This is a genomic window from Pedobacter sp. AC190 (assembly GCF_979258025.1).
Genome location: NZ_OZ409824.1, coordinates 537,036 through 551,446 on the forward strand (window position 1 = coordinate 537,036; position 14,411 = coordinate 551,446).

The 14,411-nt window shown below is 36.3% G+C and carries 9 protein-coding genes; 4 read left to right on the top strand and 5 right to left on the bottom strand.

Annotated elements, in window-relative coordinates; translation table 11 throughout:
- Positions 1–3: 3 nt before the first annotated feature.
- The 5 genes from ACZZZI_RS02415 to ACZZZI_RS02435 form a co-directional block, all read right to left on the bottom strand.
- Positions 4–1,206, bottom strand: coding sequence for a DUF4374 domain-containing protein (locus tag ACZZZI_RS02415; protein WP_463488491.1), 1,203 nt, complete (start codon positions 1,204–1,206; stop codon positions 4–6).
- A gap of 23 nt (positions 1,207–1,229) precedes the next feature.
- Entirely contained in the window at positions 1,230–3,623 is a 2,394-nt protein-coding gene (locus ACZZZI_RS02420) for a TonB-dependent receptor (RefSeq protein ID WP_316759012.1), read from the bottom strand.
- Between the two features lie 85 nt (positions 3,624–3,708).
- On the bottom strand, positions 3,709–4,941 hold the full coding sequence (locus ACZZZI_RS02425) for a DUF4374 domain-containing protein (RefSeq protein ID WP_316759014.1): 1,233 nt from the start codon (positions 4,939–4,941) through the stop codon (positions 3,709–3,711).
- Entirely contained in the window at positions 4,941–5,588 is a 648-nt protein-coding gene (locus tag ACZZZI_RS02430; RefSeq protein WP_316759015.1) for a YggL 50S ribosome-binding family protein, read from the bottom strand. The genes ACZZZI_RS02425 and ACZZZI_RS02430 overlap by 1 nt, the downstream gene beginning before the upstream one ends.
- A 102-nt stretch (positions 5,589–5,690) precedes the next feature.
- Entirely contained in the window at positions 5,691–6,221 is a 531-nt protein-coding gene (locus ACZZZI_RS02435) for a sigma-70 family RNA polymerase sigma factor (RefSeq protein ID WP_316759018.1), read from the bottom strand.
- 206 nt (positions 6,222–6,427) lie between these two features.
- Here ACZZZI_RS02435 and ACZZZI_RS02440 point away from each other — a divergent pair, with 206 nt between their 5' ends.
- From ACZZZI_RS02440 to ACZZZI_RS02455, 4 genes are all read left to right on the top strand, one after another.
- Complete coding sequence (locus ACZZZI_RS02440) at positions 6,428–9,019, top strand: PAS domain S-box protein (RefSeq protein ID WP_463488492.1); 2,592 nt, start codon at positions 6,428–6,430, stop codon at positions 9,017–9,019.
- An 83-nt stretch (positions 9,020–9,102) separates the two neighbouring features.
- Positions 9,103–9,531, top strand: coding sequence for an SRPBCC family protein (locus ACZZZI_RS02445; RefSeq protein ID WP_463488493.1), 429 nt, complete (start codon positions 9,103–9,105; stop codon positions 9,529–9,531).
- A 190-nt stretch (positions 9,532–9,721) separates the two neighbouring features.
- Positions 9,722–11,110 (top strand): TolC family protein, encoded by a 1,389-nt coding sequence (locus ACZZZI_RS02450; protein WP_316759025.1) that lies wholly within the window; start codon positions 9,722–9,724, stop codon positions 11,108–11,110.
- Positions 11,111–11,123: 13 nt separating this feature from the next.
- On the top strand, positions 11,124–14,408 hold the full coding sequence (locus ACZZZI_RS02455; RefSeq protein ID WP_316759027.1) for an efflux RND transporter permease subunit: 3,285 nt from the start codon (positions 11,124–11,126) through the stop codon (positions 14,406–14,408).
- Positions 14,409–14,411 lie beyond the last annotated feature (3 nt).

The following is a 14,411-nucleotide window of genomic DNA, read 5'->3' on the forward strand; positions in this document are numbered from 1 at the left end:
TTATTATAATTTTTCGAGACGACGAAGACTTGTAATACCTTCTAATTTTAAGCCACGAGTAACTGTTCCTGTTGCAACATTATATACATAAACATAAAATCCATCGGCAGTTTTTGCAGCAATGTAAACCACGCCGTTATCAACCAAAACATTTTCAGAATAACCACCGCTAATGCTTTTTGGGATATTGATTTTAGTTTTGGTTTGGTTAGCTACATCTACTAAATAATAATCGGTGATGTATTTAGAACCGTATGCTGATGAACCATCGATTTGGGTTTTATCCATAATCTTAACAATTGCTTTTCCGTTACCTACATGATAAAGACATAAGGCCTCTTCCTTAGTTCTGTCGGTAAGTTCGTAGAAATAAGTAGCGTCGGTTTGTGTCGAACCACTTTTTACACGATAAACGCCAAATGGCTTGTTCGTCATTTTTGTTGCCCAAATGGTTGGCGAGTTTAAGAAGTATGCCGTTCCGTTATCTGTAAATGCACCAGGCATGTGTAAAGTATAATGGCTAGGAAAATTAAAACGGGTATCAGTTGTTACAACAATGTTGTTCATCGCTGGATAATCGATCGAAGCTAAATAAGATTCGTTAACAGAAATATCATCAGCATCTGCGTTTCTGGTGTAGCTTATGTATAATTTATTATCGATAAAAGTTGCACTATTTCCCCAGTAATAATAACCCGCTGGTGGTTTTGGTATATTGATATTACCACTCGCTGTAAATGCCATTGTTTCTACATTAAGGGAAGCATATTCGTACTGAAGACCAGAATTTACACTAAAGAAAATTAGCGTTTTAGCATCTTTCCAGATGTAAAAACTAGACCAGTATGCCCAACTAATTTGAGTAAATGGAATCTCTTTTGCAACTGTAATCTTTTTATTATCAGATGAAAATTTAACCAGGTTGCCCGCATCGTTAGTTGCATAGTAATAACCATCTTTTGAAGTAATTACGGTTAAACTGGTTTCAACGCCATTTCCAGTTGTAGTTACAGAACCTTCACTTAATGATGATGTACGAAGAATATAAGTGCCTGATGGCGTTCCTGCATCAACAAATAAACTAAAATTATTTGTTGTAGATGGAACTTCGGGTTCTGCTGAACCTCCTTTTTTACAGGCAGAAAAACCTGCAACAAATAAAACAAGAGCAGATAAAACGAATCGTTTTGAGTTTGTTTTTAACATGACTTTAAATTGTATAGAATGAATTAATATGATTTGATGAAATATCTAAGCTTCACGAAAAAAGACCTACCTGGTTTTTGTAACCTAAAATTATCGTAGGCTAACTCGTTGGTTACATTTAAAGATTCGACAGAAAGATTATACCTTCCGTTTTTTAAGGCATAAGAAAGGCCAACATTATGAATGAGCTGATTTGGAATCTTATTTTTCGATTCGATACTTCCTCTGCTCTCCCAGTTTAGGTAAAACCAGTTTACAAACTGGCTCGAGTAGTTAAATTGAATTCTCGAATCTTTGGCAAAAACATCATTCTTACCAATACTAAAATTAGCATTTGCGTAAAACCACGGCTGATTTGGAATTCTATCGCCATAAGTAATGTCTAAAATATCTGTGCCTAACTCGTAGCGTTGGTTATTAACCGCATTTTGGTAAGAAGCATTAAATGCGATTTCAAAAACATCGCCATAATTATATTTAATTTCGGCTTCGGCACCATTTATTTTAGCTGCGCCAATGTTATCATAGGTAGAAAAAATCCCTCCCGATGGGATAAAGTAGATAAAGTCTTTCGCGTTGCGGAAAAAGTAAGAACCTTCGAAGGCAAACTTGTGCTGATCAATGCGGTAAGTGTAATATGCGCCGAGATTAATATTATCACTTTGTTCTGGTTTTAACTTATTGTTTGAGGCGATATCGATTCCGTTACCAAAAAGTTCTTCGCCTTCCTGTAATCGATAGGCATGCTCAAAAGAAGCCTTTAATCCAAACTGTTCTGTTATTTTAAATCTCGAAGCTATCCCATAACCTAAATAACCTTCCTGAGTTCTGGAATCGGAGTTTACCCAACCTTGCTCACCCCCAAAATATGCAGCGTTACGAACAAAAGCCCCAAGATTGTAATATTTGGCAAAAGCCGTGGTTGTTAACCTATTATTGAATGAGTTATTTTGATAAGCTAATCCAACAATGTTTTTTGAAATGGTGTTCGGAATATCAAATACATTGTTTTTAACCGTTCCTAAATCTTCTACCGCACTGCGGCCGTAATGGTTATAGTTATAATTAAGATTTAAACTGTTATTATCGTTTAACTGATAGGCAAAATTTGCCCTGGCAATAGCCGATGTATTTTTATAATGATAAATGGTTTTTATATCACTTAATTCTCCTTGAATAGGTTCGAATCTTCCTTTTCCACCCCAACCATAAAGATAGGATGATGTATCTGCAACATTTGAACGTGTAATTGAATACGAAGTCATTAGGTTAGCAATTAAACCTTTTAAAAGAAAATCTTTCTTTTTATAGTTTATGCTGGGCATAAGGAAATTTTCGCGGTTATTTACGGCACCATAAACTTTATTCTGATTTGAACCAGTCTGAATTTCCTTATACAAATTCGAATAAACCAAACCTACGGTGATTTTATCAGCCCACGATTTATCAGCCAACCCCACATTTATTTGCCCCATTGTAGAGCGATAGGCATCGTGAAAGCGACGAACATCCTTTTCGACAACCTGGCCATTTTCGGTAACCTTAATTGCGGCATCGTATTTCGGGTTACTTCGCATTAAGTAATTGTTATCCGAGTAGTTATTAAAACCATTGAAATCGAAAACCAAACCTGTTTTAGCATCGGTATATCGCCCAGATAATGCAGCTCTTGAGGTATTAAACGAACCATAGCTTACACTTGCATCCAAATACTTCCTGGTGTGTTGATCGGTAATGATATTAACTGCACCACCAAGCGCATCGGCACCTAATTCTACTGGTACCACACCTTTGTAAACCTCTATTCTTTCGGCCAGATTTACAGGAATGTTGTTAAGCGACATGGCTTTTCCGAAACCTTCCATTGGGATCCCATCTAAAAAGAAACGAATTTGTTTGCCTGAAAGACCGTTTAGCGAAAAATTGAAATCAGAACCCATTCCGCCTTGTTCCCTAACCTTAACACCAGTACTTCGGTTTAAAATTTGATTGAGATCTGAAGTCATATTTACATACAACTTGGTTTCGATGCCATTTACACTAAAACCTGATTCTTTTAAAACTGCAGATTTTGTTTTACCATTAATTGCTACCGTATTTAAGTCGTTTTTGCTTCTTTTCAGGATGAAGTTTAACTGAATTTCTTCGTTATCTCTTAAAGTAACTTCTTTGGTTTCGCTTAATAAACCAACAAACGAAACTGTTATTCTGTAAGTTCCTGCTTTAAGTCTGGTAAGTTGATAAATACCCAAAGAATCGGTAGTAGTACCAACTTTACTGTTTTTTAAAGCTATCGAAGCTCCAGAAATAAAACCAGAATCATCAGAAATTTGACCAGAAATTTTTGAGGTTTGCGCAACTACAGAAAAAGTTAGAAACGAGAGTGATAATGAAAGTAAAATTTTATTAATAGACATTATTTTAATATTGTGCTTATATAAGGTAGTAGCACAACTTTCAATTTTCCGAAGGTGGAAAATGAAAAAATATTAAAATTTATTTTTAGTCTCTTAGTTTATCCATTCTAAGGATGAAATCGGTATCGCCCGATAAACGGATTCCTTTTTTTAAAGTCCCCGCTTTTATATCATAAAGCCACACATAATTACCTTCTTGGGTAGAGTTAACGGCTATGTAAGCCGTATTGCCTTCTACAATAACGCATTGCTTTCTGGTACCCTTATCTAAAGGAAGATTAAGTTTTTTAACCGATTTTGTTTTGAGGTTAAGGATATAAAATTCGAAGTGTGCCGTACTGTAATGATCGCCCAAACCTTTAAAAAGATCTTTTCGTTCTGAGCGGATGATCGCTTCATCGCCACCTAAATACCACATTCCATAAGCATGGTTTTGAATTGCAGAATTCGATATATTAAAAAAGTAATCCTGATCTACACTATTTTCTTTTGCCTTAATTCTAAATATTGCGGTTGGCATTTCTGGTCGGTTACCCAAGGCAATTCCTGGGCACGACATAAAATAGTGATCGCCCTTAAAATCTGCAAAACTGTAAGGTTGAATGGTATTTATACCGCCTGGATAGGTAGATCGGCTATCCTTTTCTGTTTTAAGCAGTTTCATTGCCGGATAACTTAGCGTAGAAAAATACATCGTATCGCTTGTTAGGTAATTAGAAGTTTCGACAGCTACATGGTAGGTATAGCCCACGAATAATTTATCTTCATTTCTTTTTAAAAAACCGATAGACATCGATGTAAATTTTCCTTTCGGTTTAGGGATACCGCTGAAACCTCTCGAAATTAATTTCATGCTTCCAACACTTATCAAAGCATATTCTGGTTGGTTATACCCCTTAACATTCAATCCTGTTAAAAGTAAGGTATCGGCACTAATCCAATTAAAGTTTTCTATCGAAAAGTTTTCGAGTTTAACCGCAGCAACACGTTCAAATTTTCCGTTTTCGAGCTTAAATTTTGTAAATAATGGCGATTTCCTGTTTAAATGGTAATAGAATCCGTTTTTCACAAAAACATCGCGATCCATTTCACTTCCATCGAGTTCAGTTCCCGATATTTCGGGCTTAAGTTCGCCATTGCTCAGGTTATCGCTTTGCATTAAATACTCTTTGCCATTTTTACCCAATATGTAAAAGCTGTATTTACCATTTACACTTTTTGGCTTTTCAGCGCAAGCGGTTAGCAATACAGCAACAAACAAAAATAAGATTGCGAATTGCTTATAAATCGGCATAAATGGAATAGGTAAAGAGCGCATTAAATATCAAATTGAGAACTGATTTGCTTTTGAATAACAGGAGGTAAATCGAGCAGATTCTTTTGGCTTACCACGATAATCCCTTGTTTACCCGATTTATTGTCGAGGATGATATAAGTTTGTCCTTTTTTAAGGGTAATTTTTTTATGGGTTCCTTCAAAAATAAGTTCAATATCTTTTTTGGGCGACAGTAAGATACTGCCGTTTAGATTGATAACACCAGCATCCTTATTAATTTTCGCTATTGTGTTGGGCCCGATTGCGGCATTAAATTCTAAAGAGTTAACATGCTTTACATTTTCTGAATACGCATTGTTAACCGATACAAAATCAGGAAGTTTTTCTTGCTTATTCACAAAAAGATAAAGGAGGCTGCAGATCAAGCCGATAACCAATGATGCAGCAATTGCCCCTTGCCAAAAAACAATAGTTGTATTTTTTGCCCGATCAGCTTTTAAATCTGGGGTTATAAATGCATCAATATTAGCCCACATTTGTTTTTTATGGTCTAATTTATCTTCATTTAACGGAAGGATAGCTAAATCTTCGATTTCAGTACTAAAAAGCCACGCTTCAACAAGCTTACGTTCCTCTTCCGTACATTCATCTAGATGATATTTCTCTATCAGTCTTCTATTAATCTCCATCAAATTTTACTTATCGCTTTAGGTTGAACAAACTTAATTAAAATACTCCTTTTAATTATAAGTAGCATAAGCTAACAATTTACGAAGTATGTTTTATAAAAATTAATAATTAGCCAAACCCGATTTTAATTTACCCATCGCTTTAGTAATGTGATACTCTACCGCACGCTCTGAAATTGATAGTAAAGTGGCAATATCTTTATTTGGCATCCCTTCTTCTCTGCTCAGTTTGTAAACTCTTTTACACTGGCAAGGCAATTCATCAACCAAAAGATTAACCTGTTGTTTTAAATTATTAAATAAAACCTTTTCTTCGGTACAATTATGGGCAGTTAAACAATCGAGCATAGCCAATTCGCTATGTTTTTGCCTGCTAACCTGATTTCTAATGTATTCGAAAGCTTTAAACTTGGCCGAACGAACAAGATAATGTTCTATTTTTTGAATTTCGAGTTCAGCCCTGCGTTCCCAAAGGGATTTAAAAATATCCTGAACCATTTCTTTGGCAGGTTCAACTTCCCTGATGGTGTTAAAACAAACAGCATAAAGTTTTTCCCAATAAAGTTCATACGTTCTTTCGAACATCGCTTTATTAATGATGGTGATTTTATCGCTATCTAATTTATTTGCCAAGGGATATTATGAGGTAAATTGCTGCGAATATACATTATTTAGATTAATTATAAATAAAAACAATCAATATGAATCGCAGCCTTAGCTTATTGTTATGACAACTTACATGTTTAATATTTTATTTTAAAAAGGGCTGTGACTGAAACAATAATTTAATTGAACTTGTTATCTTCGCTGTAAAACCAGTTTCGAAGTAGAAATCCTTGATGAACGTTTTAGACTCCCCACTTTTTAAAAGTCTTTTTGAAGATGATGTTCCAAGAATAATTCTTGCAGCAAATGTACCCGATTATACCATTATAACTTATAATGAAACTTATAAAAAGGTTACATACACCACCAATCGCAAGGTTAGAGGTCAATCTTTATGGGTTGCATTTCCTAAAGATGAAATACACGGTGGAGCGGAGATTTTAGAACGAGGATTGGCAGAGGCGACAGACAAAAACAAAAAAATTGTCCTACCTCCTTTTCGCTATGATATTCCTTCAGCAGATGAAAATACTAACGAAACAAGATGGTGGCAAATTGAAATCGAACCGATTTCGAGTGATGGTGAAAAAGCCGACTCTTTGCTTGTAAAAACCATTAATATTACGGAGCAAGTTAAGAGAAATAAAACGATAAGCAATTACATAGAACGTGAACAAAGCTTAAGTAACGAACTGGCTCAAACACACGAAGAACTTGCTGCTTCTAATGAGGAACTATTAGCTAACTTGGAAGATTTATTAGTTACCAATGAAGCTTTAAGTCAATCGCAAAATGAACTCCAATCCTTAAATAGAGAACTCGAAAACCGTGTTGAAGCACGCACAATAGATGTTCAGGCTAGTAAACTTTTGCTCCAGAACATAATTAGTACGGCCAATATTGCAATGACTTTACTAAAGGGTGAAGATTTAATAATCGAATTGCCTAATCCGAAAATGCTTCACATTTGGCAAAGAGATTTAAAGGCAGTTGAAGGAAAAAAAATCACAGATGTATTTCCAGAACTTAAAAACCAAAGATTTCCTCAGCTTTTAGCAGATGTATTCAGAACTGGAAAGCGAATTGCCATGCCTCAGGTTCCCGTAGATATTTCGTATCCGAATGGCGAGATTAAGCTTATTTATGTAGATTTTTCTTACGACCCGATATTTAGCAAGGATGGTAAAGTTGAATATATCTTAGCTTCTGTTAATGATATTACAGAGCAGGTTGAGAACTTAAAACAGCTTGAGGAAAGCAAGTCGGAACTTCAGGCAACAACCGAAGAATTAGCAGCATCAAACGAAGAATTATCGGCTACAAATGAAGAACTAGCCACCACGAACGAAGAATTACAGGAGGCACAAGAAAATTTATCGCTAAAAATTGATGAATTATCGGAAACAGAAGAAAGTTTGAGATTAGCCTTAGCTTCTGGTAATTTAGGTATTTACAGCATCGAGCCATCTACTGGAAAATTTGATATTTCTTCAAAAGCCAGAGAATTTTATGGATTGGCGCCCGAAGGCCCCATTACCTGGATTGATGTAACGAATACTGTTATTCCAGAATATTTGCACATTATTGAACAAGCCAGAATTAACGCTTTAAAAAATCAATTACCTTTCGACGTACAATACCCAATTATTCAAAGTTCAACTAAAACCATTAAATGGGTACGTGTAGTTGGTAAAAGCGTATCCGAAACAAAACTTAGGCCAGCAAGATTTTTAGGCGTCATTATCGATATTACATCAGAAATTGAATATAGACACACGCTGGAAGAGAGTGAAGACCGTTTTAGAAACATGGCCGAAGCAACTGATGTATTTATTGCGGTTGGCGATGAAACCAGTAATGCAACTTACTTTAATAGCTCGTGGAGCGATATTACTGGCCGAACCATGGAAAGTCTGCTTGAATTTGGCTGGGTTGATTTGGTACATGCTGAAGATCGAGAACGATATTTAAACATATATTTAAATGCCTTTGAAAATAAACTTCCTTTTACGGGTGAGTTTAGATTGCTAAATAAAGAAGGTGAATACGTTTGGCTCTTGGCTAAAGGAACGCCACGTTTTCATGCTGATGGTACATTTGCTGGTTATATCAGCACCTCTATAGATATTTCGGAGCTCAAAAGAGATGAATTGCGTAAAAACGATTTCATTGGAATGGTAAGCCACGAACTTAAAACACCTTTAACAGCCATTAGTGGTTTTGTGCAGGTGTTGCAATCGAGAGCTAAAAAGAATGATGATGATTATGCTCTGCTTGCTTTAAACAGAGCTTATAATCAGGTTAAGAAAATGACAACCATGATTAATGGTTTCCTTAATGTTTCGAGACTGGAATCAGGTAAATTATTAATAGAAAAATCTCACTTTCAGTTAGATGAACTATTAAACGAATTAATTGATGAAAGTGATCTCGTACAATTCTCTCATGAGATTACACTATCAATTAAAGAACCAATATCCATATACGCCGATCGAGATAAAATTGGTAGTGTAATATCGAATCTACTTAGTAATGCAGTAAAATATTCTGCTGCAAATACAAAAATAGGTGTCAATTGTCAAGCATCAGGCGACAAAGCTATAGTTTCTGTAACTGATCAGGGAATAGGAATTGATGCGGAAGACTTAGAAAAACTTTTCGATAGATATTATCGTGTAGGTAAGCATCATACAGTTTCTGGCTTTGGAATCGGTTTGTATTTGAGTGCCGAAATTGTAGAAAGACATAACGGTAAAATTGGTGTAACGAGCAATGTCGGCGAAGGTTCTACCTTCTATTTCGAAATACCAATAGAACAGGCTTAACCAATTAACCCTAAATTTGTCTCATTTACCCTTTTTGATTTTTAGAATCTTCTAATACCTTTATTCTATAAACCAATAGAAATATGGCAACTGAGAATAATATCACACCAATTACAATTGAGGCAACAATAAATGCACCCGTAGAAAAAGTTTGGGAATTTTGGAATAATCCAGAACACATCAAAAAATGGGCTTTTGCTTCACCAGAATGGCATGCTCCTAAAGCAGAAAACGATTTACGTGTAGGTGGAGCATTTTCTACAACCATGGCCGCAAAAGATGGAAGTATGAGTTTTGATTTTGGAGGAACTTACGATACGGTAGAGGAAAACAAACTTATAGCCTATACGCTTGAAGATGGAAGAAAAGTAAAAATAGTTTTCGAAGCTGCTGGCGATACAACAAACATTACAGAAACATTCGATCCAGAAACCCAAAACCCTATTGAAATGCAAAAAGGTGGCTGGCAGGCAATTTTGGATAACTTTAAAAAACATACAGAGGAAAACTAAAACTTCTGATAAAAGTTAGATCAGTTAGCTATTTTAACTGGTCTAACTTTTTAAAAACTATAGATTTTATAATTCCTGAACCATAATTAAGTAACAATTCGATTATTATTTGATTTGCATAATAATTGGTTTGACTTTAATACTTCGATGTTCCTTTCATAATTTACATTTGTGGTGTAAATTTCACACTATGCATCGAATATCATTTGTTTATTCAACGTTTTTTTTAATTTTTATTTCTGCATACAGCTCGAAAGCGCAAACTTTAACCCTTAAGGAGGCTGTAAATACCGCATTAACTAATTATGCAACCATAAAAGCGAAGCAGAATTATGCAAATGCATCAAAATCGACTATACAACAGGCCAAGAGAGATTACTTACCTAACTTCAGCATAAGTGCCCAACAAGATTACGGTACTATTAATGGTCAAAATGGGCCATCTTACGGTCTTGGCGGCTTAGGAATCGCTTCATCAGGACCTGCATTAGAGCAGCAAAACTGGAACGCTGCTTTTGGAGCACTTTACCTGGCAAATGTCAACTGGGATTTTTTCACCTTTGGGCGGATCAAACAACGTATTAAAGTAGCCGATGCGGCTTTTCAAAGAGATCAAAATGATTTGGAACAAGAAAAGTTCCAACAAGAAATTAGAGTTTCGGCTGCTTACCTAAACTTATTAGCCGCTCAACGGTTAACCAAATCGCAGGAAAAAAACTTAGAAAGAGCCACAACTTTTAAAAATACCGCTGCTGTTCGAGCAAAAAACGGATTAATTGCTGGTGTAGATTCTTCCTTTGCTAAAGCTGAAGTATCTAGTGCCAAAATTGCCCTAACCAGGGCTAAAGATTTAGAGCAAGAGCAAGCCAATCGTTTAGGCGTTTTAATGGGATTAACATCAACCGAATATAAGTTAGATACCGCATCAATTAATAGAATTCCTGCCAGTTTACTTAACGACACCATAAAAACCTCCCACCCGATACTAAAATTTTACCAAAACAGAATCGACGTTAGCAACCAACAGGTAGATTACTTTAAAAAATTATATTACCCAACATTCTCCTTTTTTGGCGTAATGCAAGGTCGTGGCTCTGGCTTTAATCCGAACTATATTTTAAACCAATCCTTATACTCAAAAAGTTATAGCGACGGTATAAATCCAACACGTGGTAACTATTTGATTGGAATAGGAATGACCTGGAACTTAACTTCTTTACTGAGAAACCATTCGCAGGTTAAAGCACAACAATATACTACCGAAGGTTTAAAAAATGAGTACGAATTGGTTGATCAGCAACTAAAATCGCAACTCGCCCTTGCCGAAGCCAAACTAAAAAATGCCCTCGATAATTACAATGAAGTACCCATTCAGGTTAAGGCAGCATCCGATGCTTACCGACAAAAAAGCGTTTTGTATAAAAATGGGTTAACCACATTGGTCGATTTAACACAAGCACTATTTACTTTAAACAGAGCTGAAACCGATAGAGATATTGCTTATACAAATGTATGGCAAGCGCTACTTTTAAAATCTGCGGCTTTGGGCAACTACAATCTATTTATCAACGAATTTTAATCAAGCTATATAAATGAATTTAATACGTTTCGCACTCCGAAAACCCATTTCCATACTTGTTTTAGTAGCAGGATTATTCTTTTTTGGTATTGGTGCCATTAACCAGATTAAGGTTGATATTTTACCTAAAATGAATTTGCCTGTAATTTACATTGCACACCCTTTTGGCGGTTATACGCCCAACCAAATGGAGGCTTATTTTGGCAAACAATACGTTAACATCTTATTATTTGCTAATGGCATAAAAAGCATCGAAACCAAAAATACCCAAGGTTTAATGCTGATGAAGTTAACGTATTACGAAGGCACGAACATGGCGCAGGCTGCTGCAGAGCTAAGCGCATTATCATCCAGGGCTCAGGCAATTTTCCCTCCAGGTTCGCAGCCGCCTTTTGTAATTCGTTTCGATGCTTCTTCCCTTCCTGTCGGTCAGCTGGTTTTAAGTAGCCCAACGCGTACAAATAACGAATTACAGGATTTGGCCAATACTTACATCAGACCAAGCTTTTCAGCAATACCAGGCTTACTTTCTCCAGCTCCTTTTGGTGGTAGCCCCAGAACGATCGAAATTAATGTTAATCCTTCCTTATTGCGATCTCATAATTTAACGGTTGATCAGGTTGTAGAAGCCATCAGGTTAAATAATCAAACGGCTCCATCAGGCAATATTAGAATTGGAGATAAAAACTACATCACACCAACTAATTATACCATTAAAAAGGTTAAAGATTTCGAGAACATTCCATTATTTAAAGGGAGCGTTCAGAACCTTCAGCTTCGCGATGTAGCAACTATTAAAGATGGTGCAGATTTAGTTGCGGGTTATGCCTTAATCAATGGAAAACGTTCGGTGTATTTAAGTATTGCAAAATCTGGCGATGCTTCAACCTGGGATGTTGTTAAAAACTTAAAGAAAAATTTACCAAATATTCAAAGCTCCTTACCAGAAGATGTTACACTTTCTTACGAATTTGATCAGTCGGTTTATGTAATTAATGCCGTAAAAAGTTTAGTTTACGAAGGCGCAATTGGTGCTATTTTAACAGGCTTAATGGTTTTACTTTTTCTGGGTGATAAAAGAGCAGCATTAATCGTAATTCTAACCATTCCAACATCGATTATAGCAGGTGTTTTATTCCTCAAATTGTTCGGGCAAACCATCAACATTATGACTTTGAGTGGCCTGGCTTTGGCAATTGGTATTTTAGTCGATGAATCAACAGTAACGATAGAAAACATTCACCAACATTTCGATATGGGCAAACCCAAGGCTTTAGCCATTTGGGATGCCTGTAAAGAGATTGCTTTCCCAAAACTCCTTATTCTGTTCTGTATTTTAGCTGTATTTGCGCCTGCTTTTACCATGACAGGTATTCCTGGAGCATTATTTTTGCCGCTGGCATTGGCTATTGGCTTCTCTATGGTGGTTTCATTCTTGCTATCGCAAACCTTTGTGCCCATTATGGCAAATTGGTTAATGATTGCCCACCCTAAAAAAGGTGCTACCCATCATCCTGGAATTACCCAAGATGAAGCCGATTTTATAGCGACAGGAATTCCTATAGAATCTGAAAAGGATACACTGAATCAGAAGAAGATTTTAGTAGAGCGTAAGGATTTTAACGATGATGGGAAAATAAGCTTCTTCGATAAATTTAGAAACCGTTTTATGCGATTTCTGGATAGGATATTGCCTTACAGAAAATCGGTTGTATTAATTTATTTAGTTGCTATAATTGGCTTGGCGGCCCTATTATTGGCAAATATCGGAAGAGATGTTTTGCCAAGAGTAAATTCCAGTCAGTTTCAATTAAGGTTGCGTGCACCCGACGGTACACGCTTAGAGCGTACTGAAGAAAAAGCAAATACCGTTTTGGCAGAACTCAAAAAAATGGTTGGGGCAGAACACGTTGGCATTTCATCGGTTTATGTTGGTCAGCATCCTGCGCAGTTCTCTGTAAACCCTATTTATTTATTCATGACGGGCCCTCACGAGGCCGTTTTCCAGGTAAGCTTAAAAGATTACGAGGAAGACATGGATGATTTTAAAGATAACTTTCGTGCCAGGATTAAGAAGGTTTTACCTGATGTTAAACTTTCCTTCGAACCTATTGAGCTTACCGATAAGGTTTTAAGTCAGGGTTCTCCTACTCCTGTTGAGGTTCGGATTTCGGGTAAAAACAAAAAGTTAAACGAAAAATATGCAAGTAAAATTCTGGCAGAATTAAAAGAAATTCCATACATGCGGGATGTTCAGATTGCACAGCCAATTAAATACCCATCGTTAAATATAGATATTGATCGAACTAGAGCTGCACAGCTTGGTGTGGATATGGCCGATATTTCGCGCTCGCTAATCGCTTCTACTTCTTCATCTCGCTATACAGATAAAAACATCTGGCTTGATGAAAAAGCTGCTTTGCCATATAGCGTTCAGGTTCAGGTTCCTTTAAATCAAATGACAAGTAAAGATGACATTGGACAAATACCTGTTCTTAAAAATTCGGCAAGACCTGTTTTAAGTGATGTTGCGAAAATCACAGCCGACACCACTTATGGCGAAAACGATAATATTGGTGCTATGCCTTTCCTTTCTGTTACCGCAAATCTTTATCACACTGATTTAGGAACAGCATCAAAAGATGTTGAAAAAGCAATAAAAGATGTTGGAGAATTGCCAAGAGGTTTAAATGTTGCAGCTGTTGGATTAAGCAAAGTATTAACCGAAACTTTAGATAGCTTACAATCGGGTTTATTGGTAGCCATAGTTGTTATCTTTTTAATGCTTGCCGCAAACTTCCAATCGTTTAAGGTACCATTGGTTATTTTGGCTACTGTTCCAACGGTAATATTGGGTTCACTTTTATTGTTAAGAATAACGGGCTCCACCTTAAACCTGCAATCTTACATGGGAATTATCATGTCGGTTGGGGTTTCTATTGCAAATGCTGTTTTACTAATTACCAATGCTGAGCAACTCAGAAAACACAATGGTAATGCATTAGAATCTGCCAGAGAAGCGGCAGCCTTACGCTTACGCCCAATTATTATGACGAGTATTGCAATGATTGCAGGTATGTTACCAATGGCAATTGGTCATGGTGAAGGTGGTGGTGCTGTTTCGCCGCTTGGCCGTGCGGTAATTGGTGGTTTATTAGCCTCAACATTTGCGGTATTAATTGTTTTACCGCTTGTATTTGCCTGGGTTCAGGGTAAACAAACAACAGATTCGATATCCCTTGATCCAGAGGATAAAGAAAGTTTACATTATATTAAAGGTTTAGAAGAAAACGCATAACGC